Consider the following 20,307-nt stretch of genomic DNA (forward strand, 5'->3'; position numbering starts at 1 on the left):
CATGGAAACTCTCGATTGGCTGGACCTGCCTTGCCGCGCGCCCGATGCGGTGGCGGCCGTGGCCGCGCTGGAACGGCAGGCGCAACTGACCAAGCCGCCGGGTTCGCTGGGCGCGCTGGAAACCGCGGCGGTGCAGCTGGCGGCCTTGCAGGGCGCGGTGAAGCCGTCGCTGGAAAAAGTGTGGATCAGCGTGTTCGCGGCGGACCACGGCGTGGCGGAGGAAGGCGTGTCGGCCTTCCCGCAGGCGGTGACCGGCGCGATGGTGGCGAACTTCGCGCAGGGCGGCGCGGCGATCAGCGTGCTGGCGCGCGAGCTGGGCGCTTCGCTGGAAGTGGTGAACCTGGGCACGGTCAACGACGTGGGCGAGCTGCCCGGCGTGCGGCGCGCGTGGATTGCCGCGCAGACGGCGAACTTTGCGCGGGGCGAGGCGATGTCGACCGCGCAGCTCGCGCTGGCTTTGCAGGCAGGTGCGCAGAGCGTGCGGCTCGCCGATGAAGCGGGCGCGCAACTGTTTATCGGCGGCGAGATGGGCATCGGCAACACCACCGCCGCCACGGCGCTGGCTTGCGCCTTGCTCGGCGAGGCGCCCGATGCGCTGGCCGGTGCGGGGACGGGACTCGATGAAGCCGGTGTCGCGCGCAAGGCCGCGGCGGTGCAGCGGGCGCTCGCCTTGCATGGTGAAGCGGCTGCGCCGATCGCATGGCTGCGTTGCGTCGGCGGCTTCGAGCTGGCTGCGCTGGCAGGTGCCTACATAGCCGCCGCCCAGCGCGGCATGCCGGTGCTGGTGGACGGCTTTATCACCAGCGCCGCGGCTCTGGTGGCGGCGCGCCTGCAGCCGGCCTGCCGTCCCTGGATGCTGTTCTCGCACCGCTCGCAGGAACGCGGCCATGCACGCCTGCTCGAAGCGCTGGAGGCCGAACCGCTGCTCGACCTGCAACTGCGCTTGGGCGAAGCCAGCGGCGCGGCGGTGGCGGTGCCGCTGCTGCGGCTGGCCTGCGCGCTGCATGCGGACATGGCGACGTTTGCCGAGGCGGGAGTGGCGCAGGCATGAGCATCGACCTGCTGCGCCATGGCGATACCGGGCAGCGCAGCTATCGCGGCCAGCTCGACGATCCGCTGAGCGAGCTGGGCTGGGCGCAGCTGCGCGCGGCGGTGGCGCAGCGCGCATGGGCCATGGTCGTTTCCTCGCCGCTGCGGCGCTGCGCGGATTTCGCGCGCGAACTGGCGGCGGCGCGCGAGTTGCCGCTGCGCATCGATCCGCGCCTGGCCGAATATCACTTCGGCGCCTGGCAGGGCGTGCCGATCGAGACGCTGGCGGAAACGCAGGGCGAGGCGCTGGCCAAGTTCTGGGCCGACCCGGTGGCGCATCCGCCGCCGCAGGCGGAGACGTTCGCGCAGTTCCATGCGCGGCTTGGCGCGGCGCTGGACGATGTCGCCGCCGAAGCGCACGGACGCGACGTGCTGGTGGTGACGCATGGCGGCGCGATCCGCCTGTTGCGTTGTCGCGCGGAAGGGCGCGATTTCGGCGAGATGGCGAATATCGACGTGCCGCATGCTTCGCTGCACCGCTTGCCGTGGCGCGTGGAGGCGGACGCGTGATGCGCGGCCTGCTGGTAGCCATCGGTTTTCTCACGCGCATTCCGGTGCCGCACGCCGTGTTCGGCGATGCGGACGCGCGCGTGCGTTCGTTACCCTGGTATCCGCTGGTGGGCGTGCTGATCGGCGCCTTGCTTTACCTGCTGGCGTGGGCGATCCATGGCTGGCCGCCGCTGCTGTCGGCCGCGGTGATCCTGGCGGCATGGGTGGCCTTGACCGGCGCGCTGCATCTGGACGGCCTGGCCGACAGCGCGGACGCGTGGGTGGGCGGCATCGGCGACCGCGCGCGCACGCTGGCGATCATGAAGGATCCAAATTGCGGTCCGATGGGCGTAGTCGCGCTGGTGCTGACCTTGCTGCTGAAGTTCGCCGCACTGGCGAGCGCGCCGGCGTGGCCGGGCCTGCTGCTTGCGCCGCTGCTGGCGCGCGCCGCGCTGGTGGCGGCGTTCCTGTTCGTGCCTTATGTGCGCGCGGGCGGCCTGGGCGAGGGGCTGGCCGGTTCGTCGCGCGCGATCGACCTAGTCGTTTTGATGCTGGTGGCCGCGGGATGCGCTTGCGCCGGACGTCGCGGCATCGCCTCGCTGCTTGTCGCCATCGCGCTGTTCGCGCTGTGGCGCCGCGCCTGCCTGCGGCGCCTGGGCGGCATGACCGGCGACACCTGCGGCGCCCTGGCGGAACTGACCGAAGCCGCGGTGCTGCTCGCCGCGGCAACGGCCTAGGTTGGGGTGAGCCGCAGGCGAACCCCAACATGGCCAACCTCAGACGCCTCGCATGGTTGGGGTTTGCCTGCGGCTCACCCCAACCTGCAAGAGCGGGTTACCAGCGGTAGGCGAGCTTCCCGTACACATACGCACCGTTGAAGCCGAACGGCGAGAACACCGAGTAGGGCAGGGTGCCGTTGTTGTCATTGGCGGGGATCACCCGGTCCGGATAGGTGTTGAACACGTTGTCCGCGCCGAGGGTGAAGGTCCAACGGTCGAGGTTGTAGTTGACCGCCAGGTCGAGCAGCCACTTGCTGTCGAACTTCTGGTCCAGCGTGGCGGTGGTGGAGTTGTAGGAGACGAAGCTGCCGTAGCGGGTCAGCGCGCCGCTCAGGCTCCAGCGGTCCACGCTGTACAGGCCGCTGAGAATCAGCTTGCTGCGCGGCGTGGTGTCGGCCAGCAGGCCGTACTGGTCGCGGCGGTCGATGCGCTTGAGGTTCAGGCCCAGCGCGCTGAGCGCGGCGGGATTGGCCTTGAGGTCGGTGACCTTGTTCTTGTTGTAGTTGTAGCTGAGCGTGGCCTGCAGGGTGCCGGCGTTGCCGAAGTCGAACAGATAGCTGCCGACCAGGTCCACGCCGCGCGTGCGGGTGTTCACCGCATTGGTGAAGTAGGCGATGCCGCTGTAGTTGAGATCGGTGACGCCGTTGGCTACCAGGTAGTTGTGCACCGTGGCCGAGCTGGTGGCGAGGTTGCTGGACAGCACGATGCGGTTGTCGATCTTGATCTGGTACACGTCGATGCTGAGGTTCAGCGGATCGATCGGATTCCACACCGCACCCACGGTGAGGTTGCGCGACTTCTCCGGCTTCAGCGGCTCGCCGCCCAGCAGGGTGGCCACCTTGCTGGTGGCCGGCACGATGCCGGTGTTGTAGATGCCCTGCGGCAGGCCCAGCGAATTGCCGGCGCCGAAGAACAGCGAGGACACGTACGAGTAGTTCTGCTGCGCCAGCGACGGCGCGCGGAAGCCGGTGGAGGCGCTGCCGCGCAGGGCGAAGCGGTCGGTGAAGTCGTAGCGCAGCGCCAGCGCGCCGGAAGTGGTGTTGCCGAAATCGCTGTAGTGCTCGTGGCGTCCGGCCAGCGAGGCGCCGAGCTTGTCGGTGAGGTTGGTTTCCAGGCTGACGTATTCGGCCACGTCGTGGCGCGCATGCGAACCCGCATTGGCCGGCTGGAAGCCGCCGAAACCCTGCGCGCCGCCGGACACGCCCGAGGTGCCGGTGTAGTACGAGGCCAGGTCGCCGGCGTCGATCTTGTAGGTCTGGCGCAGGTATTCGGCGCCGAAGGCGAGCGTCACCGGATTGGGCAGCCAGCCGGTGGAGAACTCCTTGGCCAGGTCCACGTCGAAGGCCTGCTGCGAGGCCGACAGGATGCCGTCGTGGAAGCTGGTGGGGCTGCTGCCGAAGTCGTGCAGGAAGGCGCGGTTCACGCTGTTGTTGGTGGCGTACGACACGCGGTTGCCGCCGTAGTTGGCGCTGACGTCCCAGCGCCAGCCGCCGGCGGTCTTGCCGCGCACGCCCAGCACCAGGGACTGGTCGAGCGAGTCGGCGTTCTCCAGCGGCAGGTAGCCGTTCGGGTAAAGCGACGGCACCGAGTTGCTGTTGGCCAGGTTGCGGAAGAACGCCGGCGAGGTGCTGTCGCGCTTGCCGATATGGCCGAACGTATACAGCTCCGCCGCTTCGCCGAGCTTGTACTGGCCGTTGAGGAACAGGTTGTGGTCGCCCACTTCCGGATCGCCGTAGCGCTGGGTGGTGCCTTCCCAGGCGCGGGTGCGGTTGGGGCCGGCGCGGTTGCTGTAGTCCTGGTGGCCGTCCTGCAGGGTGAAGCGCAGCCAGCCCTGGTCGTGGTTCAGCGGCAGGCCGAAGCTGGCCGAGCCTTTCCATTGCCGGCCGTCGCCCGCCGAATACTGGCCGCCGCTCAGTTCCACCGCGCCGCCGTCGGCGCCGCCCTTGAGCACGATATTGATCACGCCGGCGATGGCGTCGGAGCCGTACTGCGCGGAAGCACCGTCGCGCAGCACTTCGATATGGTCGATCGCCGCCATCGGGATGGTGTTGAGGTCCACCGCCTGCGAGCCGCGGCCGAGCACGCCGTTGGTCAGCAGGATGGCGCCGGGATGCCAGCGCTTGCCGTTCACCAGCACCAGCACCTGGTCGGGCGACAGGCCGCGCAGCTGCGCGGGGCGCTGCGAATCGGCGGTATCGGCGGCGGCGGGGCGCGGGAAGGTGAGCGAGGGGATGATGCGCGACAGCGCGGTGGAGAGCTCGGTAGTGCCGGTCTGCTGCAGCACCTTGGCCGAGACCACGTCGATCGGCGTGAGCGAGCTGCTTTCGGTGCGGTTGTCGGCGCGCGTGCCGGTGACGATCACCGTGCTGAGGTTCTTGGCCTTGTCGGTGCTGGCCGCGGGCGCGGCGTCCTGCGCGGCGGCGCTGGCGGACAGGGCCAGCAGCAGGGCGGACGCGAGCGTGCTGTATCGCTGATGCATCTGAGTTCCCTTCTTCGATATGGTTTGTTGCGACGCGTCAATGCAGGCTAGACCCCGCGTCGGCGCTTCGTCAATAGCCGTCTAGACGTCCATACCATCCGCATGTCCCGTTGGCGCGGGCGGCGGAAAGAGGCCGTCGCCTCCCCCTTGGGGCCAGCATGCACGCCCGCGCCGGACATTGAAATCCTGCCATTCGTCTCGATAATGACGGCCTGCCGGCGTCCGCGCCGGCCCGGAATACGGAGCCACCATGCCTATCTATGAATTCGAATGCGGCGGCTGCGGCCATCGTTTCGACCGCCTGCAGAAGATGTCCGACGCCGACCCCAGCGCCTGCCCGCAGTGCGCGGCGGATGGCACCGTCCACCGCCGCCTGAGCGCGCCCCAATTCCGCCTGGCCGGCGGCGGCTGGTACGAGACCGACTTCAAGAAGGACGGCGACAAGAAGCGCAATCTGGCCGGGGACAATGCCGCGGCTGCCCCGGCGGCGGCGCCCGCCCCCGCACCCGCGCCGGCCCCCGCCAGCAGCGACTGAACCGCCGCCGCCTGCCTCGAAATTTCCGGCGATCGGATCGCAAAATATTCAAGTGCGGTTGCCCTGCCTGCGGTAGCTTGGCGCCACCTTCAACACCGGGTGGACATCAAGATGAGCGCGATCGGCAAGGGGATGTGGGCGGCCGTGGTACTGGCCGCGGGAATGGCTTCCATGGCGGCGCCGACCGCGCATGCCCAGTGGGACCAGGGTTCGATCGGCTGTTCCAGCAACGACGGGCGTTTCACCCGCTGCCGCACGCCGTGGCCGGCCTCGCAGCTGGCCCGGCAGCTGTCGGATACACGCTGCGTCTATGGCCAGACCTGGGGCAACGACCGCGGCAGCGTGTGGGTCGACCGCGGCTGCCGCGCCATCTTCGAACCGGCGCGCGGCGGTGGCTGGGGCGGCGGCTGGGGTGGCGACCGGCCCGGCTGGGGCGACGACCGCCCGGGCTGGGGCGACGATTCCGCCCAGGTGCGCTGCGACAGCAACGGCGGCCGCCGCCAGTACTGCCCGGTGGACCTGGGGCGCGGCGGCCGGGTCCGCCTGGTGCGCCGCCTGTCCGACTCGCCTTGCCGCGAAGGCGATACCTGGGGCTGGGATCGCCGCGGCGTGTGGGTGGACGACGGCTGCCGCGGCATCTTCCAGATCGATCGCCGCTGGTAAGTCCGCATGATCGAGGGCCGGGCTTCGCGCGAGCGGGGCCCGGCCCTTTCCTTTGGGCGCGCGGCCGGCCCTGCTACCATTCCCGGTCTTTTCCACGTCTCACGCCGCCCCGGGCGGCCCGGAGTTCCAAGCGCATGCGCACGCATTACTGCGGCCTCATCGACGAGGCCCTGGTCGGCCAGACCGTCACCCTGTGCGGCTGGGTCAACACCATCCGCCTGCAGAGCCACGTCGCCTTCGTCGACCTGCGCGACCACGAGGGCATCGCCCAGGTGGTGGTGGACAAGGACAATGCCGATGCGTTCGCGGTGGCCGGTCAGATCGGCTACGAGTACTGCCTGCGCGTGACCGGCACCATCCGCAAGCGCCTGGCGGCCAACGACAAGCTCAAGACCGGCACGGTCGAGCTGCTGGCCGATAAGGTGGAGATCCTCAACGCCGCGAAGGACCTGCCGTTCGCGCTGCACGAGAACCCCAACGAGGACATGCGGATGACCTACCGCTACCTCGACCTGCGCCGCCCCGAGATGCAGCGCATGATGCGCACCCGCATCAAGCTGGTGCAGGCGCTGCGCCGCTATCTGGATGCGCGCGGTTTCCAGGACATCGAGACGCCGATCCTGACCAAGGCCACGCCGGAAGGCGCGCGCGACTACCTGGTGCCCAGCCGCGTGCATGCGGGCCAGTTCTACGCGCTGCCGCAGTCGCCGCAGCTGTTCAAGCAGATCCTGATGATGGCCGGCTTCGACCGCTACTATCAGATCGCCCGCTGCTTCCGCGATGAAGACCTGCGCGCCGACCGCCAGCCGGAATTCACCCAGCTCGACCTGGAATTCGCCTTCGTCGAAGAAAAGGACGTGCAGGACTTCGTGGAGGAGCTGATCCGCCACGTGTTCAAGGAAGTGCAGGGCGTGGAACTGGACGCTGCCTTCCCGCGCATGACCTGGGCCGAAGCCATGCGCCGCTTCGGTTCGGACAAGCCGGACCTGCGCATCGCGCTGGAACTGGCCGACGTCGCCGACGCGCTCAAGCACGTGGAATTCAAGGTCTTCGCCGAACCGGCCAACGACCCGGCCGGCCGCGTCGCCGCGCTGCGCCTGCCGGAAGGCGCGGGCCTGAGCCGCAAGGAGATCGACCAGCTCACCGAATACGTGGCCCGGTACGGCGCCAAGGGCCTGGCCTGGCTGAAGGTGGACGACCTGGCCAAGGGCCGTGACGGCATCAATTCGCCGGTGGCGAAGTTCCTCGACGACGCCGCGCTCGATGCGTTGCTCAAGGCCACCGGCGCGCAGAGCGGCGACATCGTGTTCGTCGGCGCCGGCAAGTGGAAGGCCGTCACCGACTTCATGGGCGCGCTGCGCCTGAAGCTCGGCAAGGACCGTGGCCTGGTGGAAAACGCCTGGAAGCCGCTGTGGGTCACCGACTTCCCGATGTTCGAGTACGACGAGGAAGCACAGCGCTTCGTCGCGCTCCACCATCCCTTCACCGCGCCGAAGGTCGACGACATCGCCGACCTGCGCGCCAACGCGGCGAATGCGGTGAGCCGCGGCTACGACATGGTGCTGAACGGCGCCGAGATCGGCGGCGGCTCCATCCGTATCCATCGCCCGGACATGCAGAGCGCGGTGTTCGAGCTGCTCGGCATCGGCGCGGACGAGGCGGAAGCGAAGTTCGGCTTCCTGCTCAAGGCGCTGAAGTTCGGCGCGCCGCCGCACGGCGGCCTGGCCTTCGGCATCGACCGCATCGCGGCGCTGATGGCGGGCACCGAGTCGATCCGCGACGTGATCGCCTTCCCCAAGACCACCAGCGCGCAGGACCTGATGACCGACGCGCCTTCGCTGGTGCCGGACGCGCAGCTCAAGGAGCTGCACGTGAAGGTGGCGGCGGAGCCGGCGAACGGCTGAGCGCTTTCGCGGTCCCATGCTCTGATGTGTGATGACCGTGATGTGTGATGGGCGGGTCAGCGCCTCAGGGCTGATCCGTTCTATCGTTGCCTGGCTTTTTGCGGACCCGCGCTGTCGCCGATGACCGATCACGTAATCCTGCTGCACGGCCTGTGGATGCGCGGCTTCGCGCTGCTGATGCTGCATCGCCGCCTGATGGAAGCGGGTTTTCGCGTGCATCGCTTCGACTACATGAGCGTGGCGGCCACGCAGGAACAGACCATCGGCCGCCTGCATGCGCGCATGCGCGAGGCGGCGCCGGAGGGCGGTGCGGTGCACCTGGTGGGCCACAGCCTGGGCGGCCTGCTGGCGCTGCGCGCCTGCCTGGACGATCGCGGCCTGCCGGAAGGGCGCATCGTCTGCCTCGGCTCCCCGCTCAAGGGCAGTGCGGCGGCGCGTGCGTTCGCCAACCTGGGCGGGCGCGGCGGCGGTGCCCTGCTGGGGCATAACCGTGCCCTGCTGGAAGACGGTTTCGACCAGTGGACCGGCGCGCGCGAAGTGGGCGTGATCGCCGGCCGCAGTCCGTTCGGCCTGGGCCACGTGCTGGGCCAGTTCGACGGCGAGCACGACGGCAGCGTGGCGGTGGACGAAACGCGCCTGCCCGGCATCGCCGACCACTGCGTGGTGGAAGCCAACCATACGGGCCTGCTGTTTTCGGTGGAAACCGGACGCCTGATCGCCGGTTTCCTGCGCCAGGGCCATTTCGGCCGCGTCCCGGCGGATCGCGAACAGGCCTGAGAAGCCGCGCCACGGCGCGCTTTGCGCGGTATCGCCGGGGGCACGGAAGCGGCCGCCTTGCCAGCGCGCCATGCGGAAGGGATAAAATTCGCCACTTTCCGCCCGCATCATCCAGGAACACGTCATGGGTAGAGGCCCGTCCATCGAAGGTCGCAAGAATGCCGAAGACGCCAAGCGCGCCAAGGTGTTCACCAAGCTGATCCGCGAAATCACCATCGCCACGCGCGGCGGCGCGCCCGACCCGGCGGCCAATCCGCGCCTGCGCGCGGCGGTCGACAAGGCGCTGGCGGCGAACATGACCAAGGACACCATCGAGCGCGCGATCAAGCGCGGCTCCGGTGCCGAGGGCGGCGCGGACATGCACGAGGTGCGCTACGAAGGCTACGGCCCCGCCGGCACCGCGCTGATCGTCGACTGCGTCACCGACAACCAGACCCGCACCGTGGCCGACGTGCGTGCCGCGCTCAACAAGAACGGCGGCAACATGGGCACCACCAACTCGGTGGCGTTCCAGTTCACCCGCGTGGGCCAGGTGGTGGTGCACACCGGCGGCGACGCCGCGCTGGAAGCGAAGCTGGAAGAATCGGCGATCGAGAACAACGCCGAGGACATCGTGATCGAGAACGGCGTGGGCTACGTGCTGCTGGCCGCCGATCCGATCGCCGTCGAAGCCATGCGCAAGGCGCTGGCCGGCGCGGGTTTCGAGGTGGACAGCTCCGACGTGGTGATGCGCCCGAACGGCCCGCTGGTCACTCCATCCGGCGAAGCGCTGGAGCAGTTCGAGAAGCTGCTGGAGCGCTTGAACGGCCTGGACGACGTCGACGAGGTCTATCACAACGCCGTGCTGCCGGCCGGGGATGCGTAAGGTCCGCTACGGACTTTACGCATTCACGCGATCCGTAACGCCGCGGTCATGACACGCATCATCGGCATCGACCCCGGCAGCCAGCGCACCGGCGTGGGCATCATCGACGTGGACGGCGGCGGCAAGCTCTCGCACGTATTCCATGGCGCGCTGGCGGTGGCCGGCGAAGCCAGTTTTCCGCTGCGCCTGAAACGCATCTTTGACGAGCTGTGTGACATCATCGGCGAGCATCGTCCGGAGGAGTGCGGCATCGAACGCGTGTTCATGGCGCGCAACGCCGATTCGGCGCTGAAGCTTGGGCAGGCGAGGGGTGCCGCGATCTGCGCGGTGGTCAGCCGGGGAATCGCGGTGCACGAATATGCGGCGACGGAAGTGAAGCAGTCGGTGGTCGGCAGCGGCCGTGGCGACAAGACCCAGGTGCAACACATGATCGGCGTATTGCTCGGCCTCAAGGGCCCCTTGCAGGCGGATGCCGCGGATGCGCTGGCCATCGCCGTCACCCACGCGCACACCCGCGCCAGCCTCGCCCGCGTCGGCATTCCGCGCACCGCCTGGAGGCGCCGATGATCGGCCGCCTGCGCGGGGTGCTGGTGTCCAAGCAGCCGCCGTGGCTGCTGGTGGAAGTCGGCGGCGTCGGCTACGAGCTGGAAGCGCCGATGTCCACCATCTACGACCTGCCGCCCACCGGCAAGGAAGTGACCCTGCTCACCCACTATGCGGTGAAGGAGGACAGCGTCGCGCTGTACGGTTTCCTGCACGAGGCCGAGCGGGCGCTGTTCCGCAATCTGCAGAAGGTCAGCGGGATCGGCGCGAAGATCGCGCTGTCCGTGCTGTCCGGCGTTTCCACCAACGACTTCGCGCGCCTGGTGCAGGCCGGCGACGTGGTGGCGCTGACCAAGATCCCCGGCATCGGCAAGAAGACCGCCGAGCGCATGGTGGTGGAGCTGCGCGACCGCGTGGACGGCCTGGCGGTGAGCCTGCCCGGCACCGCCGGCAAGGGCGCGGCGCCGCTGGATCCCGCCGGCGAGGCCACCGTGGCCTTGCAGCAGCTCGGCTACAAACCCGCCGAAGTCACGCGGCTGGTGCAGAAGGTCGCCGCCGACGGCGACAACGCCGAAGCCATCATCCGCAAGGCGCTGCGCGCCGCATTAGGAGCTTGAGCCCGTGAGCCAGGACAACCTTCACGGCGCCGACGCCGACACCAAGCGGCGCCTCGCTGCGCTCGCGCTGGGCGCGATCGGCGTGGTGTACGGCGACATCGGCACCAGCCCGCTGTACACGCTGCAGACCACGCTCAGCCACGACGGCATGAAGCCCACGCCCGAAAGCATCTTCGGCGTGCTGTCGCTGATCTTCTGGGCGCAGATCATCGTGGTCTCGCTGAAGTACGTGGTCTTCATCATGCGCGCGGACAACAAGGGCGAGGGCGGCATCATGGCCCTGCTCGCGCTGGCCCTGCGCAGCTCGCGCGGCGATGCGCGCATGCGCTGGATCCTGGCCATCCTGGGCATCTTCGGCGCGGCGCTGTTCTACGGCGATGGCGTGATCACCCCGGCGATTTCGGTGCTGTCGGCGGTCGAGGGTATGAAGGTGGCCGTGCCGGACCTGCCGCACTGGGTGGTGCCGGTGACCTCGGTGGTGATCCTGTTCTTCCTGTTCGCGCTGCAGCGCCACGGCACCGAGCGCGTGGGCAAGCTGTTCGGGCCGGTGATGGTGATCTGGTTCATCGTGATCGCCGGGCTGGGCGTGCAGATGATCGCGCTCAATCCGCACGTGCTGCTGGCGCTGAACCCGATGTACGGCGTGAAGTTCTTCATGAGCCACGGCATGCAGGCCTTCATCGCCCTGGGCGGCGTGGTGCTGGCGCTGACCGGCGCCGAGGCGCTGTACGCCGACATGGGCCACTTCGGCAAGAAGCCGATCCGCATGGCCTGGTTCGGCTTCGTGCTGCCGGCCCTGGTGCTGAACTACTTCGGCCAGGGCGCGCTGCTGCTCAACCATCCGGAAGCCATCGACAACCCGTTCTTCAAGCTGGTGCCCAAGGTCATGCTGTATCCGATGATCGGCCTGGCCACCATCGCCACCGTCATCGCCTCGCAGGCGGTGATTTCCGGCGCGTTCTCGATGACCCGCGAGGCGATGTCGCTGGGTTATTCGATGCGCATGCCGATCGTGCACACCTCGCGCGAGATGTCCGGCCAGATCTTCGTGCCCTGGGTGAACACCTTCCTGCTGGTGATGGTGCTGATCGCGGTGCTGGGCTTCCGCAGCTCGGAGAACCTGAGCGCCGCCTACGGCATCGCCGTGACCGGCACCATGACGGTGACCACCATCCTGGCCCTGGTGGTGGCGCGCTATCAGTGGCACTGGAGCCGGCTGACGGTGATCCTGGCCGGCGTGCTGCTGCTCACCATCGACCTGTCGTTCCTGAGCGCCAACGTGATCAAGATCGAGTACGGCGGCTGGTTCCCGCTGGTGCTGGGCGTGGCGGTGTTCGTGGTGATGACCACCTGGCGCCGCGGCCGCGAGCTGGTGGTGCGCGAGATCAAGCAGTCGGGCCTGGCGCTGGAGCCCTTCATCGAGAACGTGGGCGAGCATCCGCCGCTGCGCGTGCCGGGCACGGCGGTGTTCCTCACCGCCAACCAGCACGCGGTGCCGCATGCGCTGCTGCACAACCTCAAGCACAACAAGGTGCTGCACGAGCGCAACGTGCTGCTGACGGTGGAAATGCTGGAAACGCCGGTGGCCGAGTACGACGAGCGCGTGCAGCTCACCCCGCTGGGCGGCAACTTCTACGGCCTGGGGCTGCGCTTCGGCTTCGCCGAGGACCCGAACATCCCGCAGGCGCTGCTGCGCTGCTCCAAGGTGGGCCTGCCGTTCGACATGATGGACACCACCTTCTTCCTGTCGCGCGAAACCATCATCGCCGACGAGCGCCGCCCCGGCATGGCGCTGTGGCGCGACAAGCTGTTCGCCTTCATGGCCCGCAACGCGCTGCCGGCCACGGCGTTCTTCCAGATCCCGGGCAACCGGCTGATCGAGCTGGGCGCGCAGGTCGAGATCTGAGCCCCGTCTCGGCGTAGGTTGGGGTGAGCCGCAGGCGAACCCCAACGGACCTCGCCCGATGGCCGTTCTGTTGGGGTTCGCTGCGCTCACCCCAACCTACGTCCGGTAGAATGCCCGGCGAATCGCGCATGCCGCCTGTTCCCGGACCTATTCCAACCCCATGGCCGATCACCGCATCATCACGTCCGCCGCCCAGCTGGACGACGAGGCCCTGGAGGCTTCGATCCGCCCCAAGCGGCTGGCGGAATACCTCGGCCAGCAGGCGGTGCGCGAACAGCTTTCCATCTATATCGAAGCGGCGCGCAAGCGCGGCGGCGCGCTGGACCACGTGCTGATCTTCGGGCCGCCGGGCCTGGGCAAGACCACCTTGTCGCACGTGATTGCCAACGAGCTGGGCGTCAACGTGCGCTCCACCTCCGGCCCGGTGCTGGAGCGCGCCGGCGACCTGGCCGCGCTGCTGACCAACCTGGAACCGCACGACGTGCTGTTCGTCGACGAGATCCATCGCCTGTCCCCCGTGGTGGAGGAAGTGCTGTATCCGGCGATGGAAGACTTCCAGATCGACATCATGATCGGCGAAGGCCCCGCGGCCCGCTCGATCAAGCTGGACCTGCCCCCGTTCACCCTGATCGGCGCCACCACCCGCGCCGGCCTGCTCACCGCGCCGCTGCGCGACCGCTTCGGCATCGTGCAGCGGCTGGAGTTCTATTCGCCGGACGAGCTCACCGCGATCGTGCGCCGCTCGGCGCGCATCATGGGCATTCCCTGTGAGCTGGAAGGCGCGCAGGAAATCGCGCGCCGCTCGCGCGGTACCCCGCGCATCGCCAACCGCCTGCTGCGCCGCGTGCGCGACTATGCCGAAGTGCGCGCGGGCGGCCAGATCACCTGCGCCGCGGCCCAGGCCGCGATGGACATGCTCAAGGTGGACGCCGAGGGCTTCGACGAACTGGACCGGCGCCTGCTGGCCACCATCGTCGAGAACTTCGACGGCGGCCCGGTCGGGGTGGAGTCCCTGGCCGCCGCGCTCAGCGAGGACCGCGGCACCCTGGAGGACGTGGTCGAGCCGTATCTGATCCAGCAGGGCTTCCTGGTGCGTACCGCGCGCGGCCGCATGGCCAGCGCCAAGGCCTGGCGCCACCTGGGCCTGACCCCGCCGCCGCGCCAGCCGCAGGCCGCCGACCTGTTCACGGGCGATACCGATGTCTGACGCCGCGCCGGCCTTCGACCCGGGCAGCTTCCGCTGGCCGGTCCGCATCTATTGGGAAGACACCGACGCCGGCGGCGTGGTGTACCACGCCAGCTACCTGCGCTTCCTGGAGCGCGCCCGCACCGAATGGCTGCGCGGGCAGGGCGTGGACCAGTCGGCGGTGCGGGCGGCCACCGGCCTGGCCTTTCTGGTGCGCGACCTGCACATCGAGTTCCTCAAGGCCGCCGTGCTGGACGATGAACTGAGCGTAACGGTCGAAGTCAAAGAACGGCGCGCTGCCAGTATCCTGTTCGGCCAGACGATCAGCCGGGCAGATGGCACCACGCTGATCCGCGCGCAGGTGCGCGTGGCATGCGTGGACCTGGAACGCATGCGCCCGGCCCAGATCCCCGCCGGCCTGATCCCCGGCCTACCCCCAATCAAGTAACCCGCGGCGGAGAACGCTCAAGCAATGAACGGTGGATTGAACATTTTCAAGCTCGTCGCGGAAGCGAGCATCCTGGTGCAGGCCGTGATGCTGGTGCTGCTGGTGTTCTCCTTCCTGTCGTGGGTGATCATCATCCGCAAGCACCAGCAGCTGAAGTCCGCGATGGACGAGGCGGAGAGCTTCGAGGAGCGCTTCTGGTCCGGCGCCGACCTGGCCCAGCTGTTCCGCGAGGTGAGCGGGCGCGGCGCCGGCAACAACGGCGGCCTGGAGACGGTATTCGAGTCGGGCTTCCGCGAATTCGCCCGCCAGCGCCAGCGCCGCACGCACGACCTGCGCATCGTCATCGAGGGCACCGAGCGCGCCATGCGCGTGGCCGGCACCCGCGAGATCGGCCGCCTGGAACGCAACCTGGAGTTCCTCGCCAACGTCGGTTCGATCAGCCCCTACGTCGGCCTGTTCGGCACCGTCATCGGCATCATGGGCGCATTCCAGGGCCTGGGCGAGATGAAGGACGTGACCATCGCCGTGGTCGCGCCGCACATCTCCGAGGCGCTGATCGCCACCGCCATGGGCCTGTTCGCCGCCATTCCGGCGGTGTGGGCCTACAACCGCTACGCCAACAAGGTCGATCGGGTGGCGTCGCGCTACGAGGTGTTCCAGGAGGAGTTCTCCTCCGTCCTGCAGCGCCAGATCCAGACCGACGACGCGGCCTGAGCTGAGAGCCTGTTCATGGTCTTCCCGTACCCCGCGTTGCCGTTGAGTGGCTGTCAGGTGGTAGTGCGCGGCGCCGGCCTGGCTGGCTGCCAGGCCAAGCCGCGTGCTGCCGCATGGCGGCCACTCAACGGCAACCCTTCGCGCCGGGTCGGTTTGCCCGCATGGCGGCGTCATCGCTCAGCCGTGTACGGACGTACACTCCTTCACTCTTCCTTGCCCTGCGCGCAAACCGATCCCGGCGCGGGGCACGGGAAGACCATGAACAGGCTCTAAGGGCTTCCTCATGCGTAGTTCCGCGCGCCACAAGCGCTTCAAGCTCAAGTCCGAGATCAACGTCGTGCCGTACATCGACGTGATGCTCGTGCTGCTGATCATCTTCATGGTGACCGCGCCGATGATGAATCTCGGCGTGGACATCCAGCTGCCGCAGACCCAGGCCAAGTCGCTGCAGGACAAGAAGGACCCGGTGGTGGTCTCGGTCGACGAGAGCGGCCAGATCTATCTCAGCTCGCAGGGCTCCAAGCGCGAGCCGGTCAGCGCCGAGGAGTTCAAGGTCAAGATCACCGCGTTCCAGAAGGAAAACCCCGACCTGCAGGTGCTGGTGGCCGGCGACGAGCGGGCCAATTACGGCAAGGTCTATCTGATCCTGCCGGTGCTGCAGGAAGCGGGCGTGTCGAAGATCGGCCTGATGAGCCAGCCCGAGTCGAGCGGGAAGCATGGACGACCGTAAAGGCACGCCCAAGGCGGTCGTTCTTTCCGCCATCCTGCATCTGGGCCTGGTGGGCTTTCTGGCCCTCGCCATCGTGCCCTGCTCGTTCTACGAAGAAGTGTTCGAGACCCTGCATCTGCCGCCCAGCCTCAACCTGCTGGCCTGCCCGAAGCCGATCGCGCTGCCGGGCCAGATCATCGAAGCCACCCTGATCGGCCCCACCGGCGCACCGCCGCCGAAGGCCACCAAGGCCAAGCCGATCCCGGACACCACGCCGCCGCCGCCCACGGTGACGCCGCCGACTCCGCCGCAGGAAGCCCCGGTGGTGAAGACCTTGCCGCCGCCGCCCGAGCGTCCGGACATCAAGGACCAGGAAAAAGTGGTGGCCGACGCCCTGCAGAAGGCCGAGGACGCCAAGCGCGAACAGGAAGAGCGCCAGCGCCAGCGGCAGGCCGAGCTGGACGCCCAGGCGGCCAAGCAGAAGGAAGAAAAGAAGAAGCTGGACGACCTGTTCGCCCAGATGGACAAGGCCGACCAGGCGCGCCAGAAGCTGGAAAACAAGGCTAAGCAGGCCAAGCAGCAGCTGGAAGACATCAAGGACGCCAAGGACAACGGCCAGGCCGACCTGCCTCGCGCCGACCAGCGCCAGACCGGCCAGAACGGCCCGGACAACAGCCTGCTGGCCCAGTATCAAGCCGCGATTCAGAACGCCGTCACTCAGAATTGGCTCCGCCCGGATAACATGCCGAACGCTCCGTGCGTCGTGCACATCGTGCAATTGCCCGGCGGCGACGTGATGAGTGCCAAAGTCGATGCCTCCTGTCCTTACGACGAGGCCGGCAAGCGCTCCATCGAGAACGCCGTCCTTCGCGCCCAGCCCCTGCCTTACAAGGGGTTCGAGAGCGTGTTCAAACGCAATATCGACTTCACTTTCAGGCCGCAGTGACCAAGCCCATGCGCAAATTGAGCTCAGCTTTCGCCATCGTCCTGCTGGCCTTGTCCGGTCTCTTCGCCGGCCAGGCCGCAGCCCAGTCGCTCAACGTCGACATCGTCGGTGGCCTCAAGACCGCCACGCCGATCGCGGTGGTGCCGTTCGCCCAGGCCGGCGGCGCGCCGCTGCCCACCGACGTGGCCGACGTGATCCGCAACGATTTCAACCGCTCGGGCAAGTTCCGCTCGCTGGCCAAGAGCGAGATCGTGGAGACGCCGTCCAAGGGCGCGGACATCAAGTTCCCGACCTGGCGCCTGCTCAAGCAGGACTTCCTCACCATCGGCCGCATCAGCGACGCCGGCGGCGGCATGCTGCGCGTCGAGTACGAGCTGTGGGACGTCAACAAGCAGCAGAGCCTGCTGGCCCAGGCCTTCACCGCCCCGGCCGGCGACCTGCGCGGCGTGGCCCACCAGATCGCCGACCAGATCTACGAAAAGATCACCGGCGTGCGCGGCGCGTTCTGGACCCGCATCGCGTACATCACCGCGGTGGGCCTGGGCAACAACACCACGTACTCGCTGATCGTGGCCGATTCGGACGGCTTCAACCCGCAGGTGGTGGCGCGCTCGCGCGAGTCGCTGCTGTCGCCGCACTGGTCGCCGGACGGCAAGAAGATCGCCTACGTCTCGTTCGAAAGCGGCAACTCGGCCATCTACGTGCAGGACATCACCACCGGCCAGCGCCAGCTGGTCTCGGCTCGTCCGCGCGGCATCAACAGCGCCCCGGCCTGGTCGCCGGACGGCACCAAGCTGGCGGTGTCCCTGTCCTATTCGGGCAACCCCGAGATCTACGTGATGGACGTGGCCAGCCGCCAGGAGACCCGCCTGACCAAGAGCCTGGCCATCAATACCGAGCCGGTGTGGTCGCCGGACGGCCAGAGCATCTACTTCACCTCGGACCGCTCGGGCCGCCCGCAGATCTACCAGATGCCGGCTTCCGGCGGCGGCGCCAACCGCATCAGCTTCCAGGGCCAGAACAACCTGAGCGCCGACGTCAGCTACGACGGCAAGCAGGTCGCCATGGTGCAGGGCAACGGGAACGTGTATCGTATTGCGGTCATGGACCGCAGTCTGGGTGGGCAGGTGCGTCCGCTCTCGCCGGGCCCGATCGATGAGTCCCCGAGCTTCGCGCCCAACGCCAGCATGCTGCTGTATGCCGCTACCGAAGGACGGCGCGGCGTGCTTTATGCCGTTTCGGCGGATGGTCAGGTTCGCCAGCGCCTCGTGCTTGCCGATGGCGACGTGCGCGAACCGTCCTGGGGTCCGTACCGGCAGCGTTGAATGAGCGGCCGCGCGCCTCGAGGCGCAGCGGCCCGCAAGATCAGGGGCGGTGGTGGGGCAAAGATCCTGCTGCCGGCCCGGTCGCCCTTCGGGCCCTGGGCCTGGCGGGTGGCCGGCGCAGCGGCCAGCCGCGGCGCCGGTACCAAGGTGTCACAATAACAGCCGGTCCACCGGCGATCACTGTCCTGTAACCGCAATCGCTATTGACTGTCGGAACTCAAACCCGTTTGAAGGAACGTCCACCATGAATAAGACCGTTCGCGTCGCCCTGGTCGCCCTGCTCTGCGTTGGCGCGGCCGCATGCTCGAAGAAGCAGGAAGTCAAGCCGCAGACCCCGGCGGACACCACCCCGGTGGCCACCAGCCAGCAGCCGACCTCGGGCAAGTACACCCCGGAAGATCTCGACCGTGACGCTTGCCTGCGTCAGCGCGTCGTGTACTTCGATTTCGACAAGGACGAGATCAAGCCGGAGTTCCAGCAGATCATGGCGTGCCACGCCAAGTACCTGCAGGACCGCCCGACCGCCCAGATCCGCCTGGAAGGCAACACCGACGAGCGCGGCACCCGCGAGTACAACCTGGGCCTCGGCGAGCGCCGCGGCAACGCTGTCTCCAGCGCCCTGACCGCCGCCGGCGGTTCGGCCAGCCAGCTGAACGTGATCAGCTACGGCAAGGAGAAGCCGGTGTGCCGTGAGCACAACGAGGATTGCTGGGGCAAGAACCGCCGCGTCGAGATCGTCTACACGGCGAAGTAAGCATGAAGCAGCGACTGGCTAACAGCTACACGGCCAGGCGGCTCGGCATGGCGGGCGCGATAGCGTCCGCCATGCTTTTTGCCGTTCCCGCACTGGCGCAGGATTCCCGCCTCAGCCTTGCCGACCGCGTCGCGCGGCTCGAGCAGCAGGCGCAGAACCAGGACCAGGGCGGCGTCGGCATGGTCAACCAGATGCAGGCACTGCAGGCGCAGATGCGGCAGATGCAGGGCCAGATCGAAGAACTGCAGCACCAGCTGCAGGAACTGAAGGATTCCAACAAGGCGCAGTACACGGATCTCGATTCGCGTATCGGCCGCCTCGAAAGCGGCGCCGGCAACCATGCCGCCGCCACCGGCAGCGACGCGAACGCCGCGCCTGCCTCCGCCGGCAGCACCCATGCCGCGCCCGCCGCGGCGGCTGCAGCTGCCGACACCAAGGGCAAGCCCGGCGACACCAAGGCGCCTGCCGCCGCGCCGGGCGACCAGACCGGTGCGCAGGCCGCCTACGACACCGCCTTCAAGTCGCTGCGCAACGGCGACTTCGTGGCCGCCTCGCGCGGTTTCCGCGGCTTCATCCAGCAGTACCCCGACAGCCCGCTGATGCCGAATGCGTTCTACTGGCTGGGCGAGTCCTACTACGGGACCATGAACTACCCGCTCGCGGCCGAGACCTTCCAGCGCCTGCTCTCGCAGTACGCGCAGAGCGACAAGGCGCCCGATGCGATGCTCAAGCTCGGCTACAGCCAGCTGGAACTGAAGCAGGCCGAGCAGGGCAAGGCCACGCTGAAGTCGGTGACCACCAGGTATCCGGGTTCCAAGGCCGCCAGCCTGGCCCAGGAGCGGCTGCGCCGACTGCAGCAGCAGCCGGCCAACTGAGGTTCCGGCGGTGAGCGAAGGCAACGCGAACGTGGCGTCCACCACGTCGACGCCGGCCATGGCCGAGCGGCTGCGCATCACCGAGATCTTCCACTCGATCCAGGGCGAGGCCGATGCGATCGGCTGGCGCACCGTGTTCGTGCGCCTCACCGGCTGCCCGCTGCGCTGCGTGTGGTGCGACACCGAGTATTCGTTCTACGGCGGCGGCTGGCGCGACATCGATGACATCCTCGCCGAGGTGGCCTCGCATGGCGCCAAGCACGTCTGCGTCACCGGCGGCGAGCCGCTGGCGCAGAAGCGCTGCCTGATCCTGCTGCAGCGGCTGTGCGATGCCGGCTACGAGGTATCGCTGGAAACCTCCGGCGCGCTCGACGTGGCCGCGGTCGATCCGCGCGTGCGCAAGGTGATGGACCTGAAGGCGCCGGACTCCGGCGAGAGCGCGCGCAACCTGTGGTCCAACCTGGACCACCTGCTGCCGCACGACCAGGTGAAGTTCGTGCTGGCCAGCCGCGCGGACTACGCATGGGCATGCGAAGCGGTCGCCACGCACGCCATCGACCGGCGCTGCATGGTGCTGTTCTCGCCGGTGCACGGCAAGGTGAACCCGCGCGAGCTCGCCGAATGGATCATCGAGGACAAGCTGCCGGTGCGCTTCCAGTTGCAGCTGCACAAGCTGCTGTGGAACGACGCGCCGGGGCATTGAT

Annotated in this window: 21 protein-coding genes; 20 read left to right on the forward strand and 1 reads right to left on the reverse strand. The window is 68.4% G+C overall.

All coding sequences use genetic code 11. The features are described 5' to 3' along the window. Position 1 precedes the first annotated feature (1 nt). From cobT to FHW85_RS09765, 3 genes are read left to right on the forward strand one after another with little or no spacing between them, the layout of a single operon-like run. Positions 2–1,051 (forward strand): nicotinate-nucleotide--dimethylbenzimidazole phosphoribosyltransferase, encoded by a 1,050-nt coding sequence (gene cobT, locus FHW85_RS09755; protein ID WP_168648190.1) that lies wholly within the window; start codon positions 2–4, stop codon positions 1,049–1,051. Next, positions 1,048–1,599 (forward strand): histidine phosphatase family protein, encoded by a 552-nt coding sequence (locus tag FHW85_RS09760; protein ID WP_167252395.1) that lies wholly within the window; start codon positions 1,048–1,050, stop codon positions 1,597–1,599. Before cobT ends, FHW85_RS09760 begins: the two co-directional genes overlap by 4 nt. Continuing rightward, complete coding sequence (locus FHW85_RS09765) at positions 1,596–2,315, forward strand: adenosylcobinamide-GDP ribazoletransferase (protein WP_167252394.1); 720 nt, start codon at positions 1,596–1,598, stop codon at positions 2,313–2,315. Before FHW85_RS09760 ends, FHW85_RS09765 begins: the two co-directional genes overlap by 4 nt. A 97-nt stretch (positions 2,316–2,412) precedes the next feature. On the opposite strand, the gene FHW85_RS09770 is transcribed toward FHW85_RS09765, so the two are convergent. Further along, positions 2,413–4,836 carry a TonB-dependent receptor gene (locus tag FHW85_RS09770; RefSeq protein WP_168648116.1) on the reverse strand — a complete coding sequence of 808 codons (2,424 nt, stop codon included), beginning with the start codon at positions 4,834–4,836 and terminating at the stop codon, positions 2,413–2,415. A gap of 250 nt (positions 4,837–5,086) precedes the next feature. Here FHW85_RS09770 and FHW85_RS09775 point away from each other — a divergent pair, with 250 nt between their 5' ends. From FHW85_RS09775 to queE, 17 genes are all read left to right on the forward strand, one after another. Beyond that, positions 5,087–5,371, forward strand: coding sequence for a zinc ribbon domain-containing protein (locus FHW85_RS09775; RefSeq protein ID WP_167252392.1), 285 nt, complete (start codon positions 5,087–5,089; stop codon positions 5,369–5,371). A 111-nt stretch (positions 5,372–5,482) separates the two neighbouring features. Further along, a complete protein-coding gene (locus FHW85_RS09780) occupies positions 5,483–6,034 on the forward strand; it encodes a DUF3011 domain-containing protein (RefSeq protein WP_167252391.1) in 552 nt (183 codons plus the stop codon). Between the two features lie 134 nt (positions 6,035–6,168). Continuing rightward, a complete protein-coding gene (aspS, locus tag FHW85_RS09785) occupies positions 6,169–7,938 on the forward strand; it encodes an aspartate--tRNA ligase (RefSeq protein ID WP_168648117.1) in 1,770 nt (589 codons plus the stop codon). Positions 7,939–8,058: 120 nt separating this feature from the next. After that, a complete protein-coding gene (locus tag FHW85_RS09790; protein ID WP_167252389.1) occupies positions 8,059–8,715 on the forward strand; it encodes an alpha/beta hydrolase in 657 nt (218 codons plus the stop codon). A gap of 124 nt (positions 8,716–8,839) precedes the next feature. Then, a complete protein-coding gene (locus FHW85_RS09795; RefSeq protein WP_167252388.1) occupies positions 8,840–9,580 on the forward strand; it encodes a YebC/PmpR family DNA-binding transcriptional regulator in 741 nt (246 codons plus the stop codon). 48 nt (positions 9,581–9,628) lie between these two features. Then, positions 9,629–10,147 (forward strand): crossover junction endodeoxyribonuclease RuvC, encoded by a 519-nt coding sequence (gene ruvC / locus FHW85_RS09800; RefSeq protein ID WP_167252387.1) that lies wholly within the window; start codon positions 9,629–9,631, stop codon positions 10,145–10,147. Further along, positions 10,144–10,740, forward strand: coding sequence for a Holliday junction branch migration protein RuvA (ruvA, locus tag FHW85_RS09805; RefSeq protein ID WP_167252386.1), 597 nt, complete (start codon positions 10,144–10,146; stop codon positions 10,738–10,740). Before ruvC ends, ruvA begins: the two co-directional genes overlap by 4 nt. Positions 10,741–10,744: 4 nt before the next feature. Next, positions 10,745–12,646 carry a potassium transporter Kup gene (locus tag FHW85_RS09810; RefSeq protein ID WP_168648118.1) on the forward strand — a complete coding sequence of 634 codons (1,902 nt, stop codon included), beginning with the start codon at positions 10,745–10,747 and terminating at the stop codon, positions 12,644–12,646. Positions 12,647–12,806: 160 nt separating this feature from the next. Continuing rightward, positions 12,807–13,853 (forward strand): Holliday junction branch migration DNA helicase RuvB, encoded by a 1,047-nt coding sequence (gene ruvB, locus FHW85_RS09815; protein WP_167252384.1) that lies wholly within the window; start codon positions 12,807–12,809, stop codon positions 13,851–13,853. Beyond that, positions 13,846–14,280: a tol-pal system-associated acyl-CoA thioesterase gene (gene ybgC / locus FHW85_RS09820; protein WP_168648119.1), complete on the forward strand. Its 435-nt coding sequence runs from the start codon at positions 13,846–13,848 to the stop codon at positions 14,278–14,280. Before ruvB ends, ybgC begins: the two co-directional genes overlap by 8 nt. Positions 14,281–14,304: 24 nt before the next feature. Continuing rightward, positions 14,305–14,994 (forward strand): protein TolQ, encoded by a 690-nt coding sequence (gene tolQ, locus FHW85_RS09825; protein ID WP_167252382.1) that lies wholly within the window; start codon positions 14,305–14,307, stop codon positions 14,992–14,994. A 283-nt stretch (positions 14,995–15,277) separates the two neighbouring features. After that, positions 15,278–15,724: a protein TolR gene (gene tolR, locus FHW85_RS09830; protein ID WP_168648120.1), complete on the forward strand. Its 447-nt coding sequence runs from the start codon at positions 15,278–15,280 to the stop codon at positions 15,722–15,724. Further along, positions 15,711–16,649 (forward strand): cell envelope integrity protein TolA, encoded by a 939-nt coding sequence (locus FHW85_RS09835; RefSeq protein WP_167252380.1) that lies wholly within the window; start codon positions 15,711–15,713, stop codon positions 16,647–16,649. The genes tolR and FHW85_RS09835 overlap by 14 nt, the downstream gene beginning before the upstream one ends. A gap of 8 nt (positions 16,650–16,657) precedes the next feature. Then, entirely contained in the window at positions 16,658–17,974 is a 1,317-nt protein-coding gene (gene tolB / locus FHW85_RS09840) for a Tol-Pal system beta propeller repeat protein TolB (RefSeq protein ID WP_167252379.1), read from the forward strand. 244 nt (positions 17,975–18,218) lie between these two features. After that, positions 18,219–18,728 carry a peptidoglycan-associated lipoprotein Pal gene (pal, locus tag FHW85_RS09845; RefSeq protein WP_167252378.1) on the forward strand — a complete coding sequence of 170 codons (510 nt, stop codon included), beginning with the start codon at positions 18,219–18,221 and terminating at the stop codon, positions 18,726–18,728. A 2-nt stretch (positions 18,729–18,730) separates the two neighbouring features. Further along, positions 18,731–19,603, forward strand: coding sequence for a tol-pal system protein YbgF (gene ybgF, locus FHW85_RS09850; protein ID WP_210427748.1), 873 nt, complete (start codon positions 18,731–18,733; stop codon positions 19,601–19,603). A gap of 58 nt (positions 19,604–19,661) precedes the next feature. Further along, positions 19,662–20,306, forward strand: coding sequence for a 7-carboxy-7-deazaguanine synthase QueE (queE, locus tag FHW85_RS09855; protein WP_168648192.1), 645 nt, complete (start codon positions 19,662–19,664; stop codon positions 20,304–20,306). The last annotated feature ends 1 nt before the right edge of the window (position 20,307 follow it).

This window comes from Dyella sp. SG609 (genome assembly GCF_012275375.1).
Classification (GTDB): Bacteria; Pseudomonadota; Gammaproteobacteria; order Xanthomonadales; family Rhodanobacteraceae; genus Dyella_D; species Dyella_D marensis.

Bases quoted from the DNA above. Each gene is read 5' to 3' on its own strand.
- FHW85_RS09780 (WP_167252391.1), top strand. From the start codon at position 5,483: ATGAGCGCGATCGGCAAGGGGATGTGGGCGGCCGTGGTACTGGCCGCG.
- ruvC (WP_167252387.1), top strand. From the start codon at position 9,629: ATGACACGCATCATCGGCATCGACCCCGGCAGCCAGCGCACCGGCGTG.
- tolR (WP_168648120.1), top strand. From the start codon at position 15,278: ATGCGTAGTTCCGCGCGCCACAAGCGCTTCAAGCTCAAGTCCGAGATC.
- ybgF (WP_210427748.1), top strand. From the start codon at position 18,731: ATGAAGCAGCGACTGGCTAACAGCTACACGGCCAGGCGGCTCGGCATG.
- queE (WP_168648192.1), top strand. From the start codon at position 19,662: ATGGCCGAGCGGCTGCGCATCACCGAGATCTTCCACTCGATCCAGGGC.
- ruvB (WP_167252384.1), top strand. From the start codon at position 12,807: ATGGCCGATCACCGCATCATCACGTCCGCCGCCCAGCTGGACGACGAG.
- FHW85_RS09835 (WP_167252380.1), top strand. From the start codon at position 15,711: ATGGACGACCGTAAAGGCACGCCCAAGGCGGTCGTTCTTTCCGCCATC.
- tolQ (WP_167252382.1), top strand. From the start codon at position 14,305: ATGAACGGTGGATTGAACATTTTCAAGCTCGTCGCGGAAGCGAGCATC.
- pal (WP_167252378.1), top strand. From the start codon at position 18,219: ATGAATAAGACCGTTCGCGTCGCCCTGGTCGCCCTGCTCTGCGTTGGC.
- ybgC (WP_168648119.1), top strand. From the start codon at position 13,846: ATGTCTGACGCCGCGCCGGCCTTCGACCCGGGCAGCTTCCGCTGGCCG.
- FHW85_RS09770 (WP_168648116.1), bottom strand. From the start codon at position 4,836: ATGCATCAGCGATACAGCACGCTCGCGTCCGCCCTGCTGCTGGCCCTG.
- cobT (WP_168648190.1), top strand. From the start codon at position 2: ATGGAAACTCTCGATTGGCTGGACCTGCCTTGCCGCGCGCCCGATGCG.
- FHW85_RS09775 (WP_167252392.1), top strand. From the start codon at position 5,087: ATGCCTATCTATGAATTCGAATGCGGCGGCTGCGGCCATCGTTTCGAC.
- FHW85_RS09790 (WP_167252389.1), top strand. From the start codon at position 8,059: ATGACCGATCACGTAATCCTGCTGCACGGCCTGTGGATGCGCGGCTTC.
- FHW85_RS09760 (WP_167252395.1), top strand. From the start codon at position 1,048: ATGAGCATCGACCTGCTGCGCCATGGCGATACCGGGCAGCGCAGCTAT.
- ruvA (WP_167252386.1), top strand. From the start codon at position 10,144: ATGATCGGCCGCCTGCGCGGGGTGCTGGTGTCCAAGCAGCCGCCGTGG.
- aspS (WP_168648117.1), top strand. From the start codon at position 6,169: ATGCGCACGCATTACTGCGGCCTCATCGACGAGGCCCTGGTCGGCCAG.
- tolB (WP_167252379.1), top strand. From the start codon at position 16,658: ATGCGCAAATTGAGCTCAGCTTTCGCCATCGTCCTGCTGGCCTTGTCC.
- FHW85_RS09795 (WP_167252388.1), top strand. From the start codon at position 8,840: ATGGGTAGAGGCCCGTCCATCGAAGGTCGCAAGAATGCCGAAGACGCC.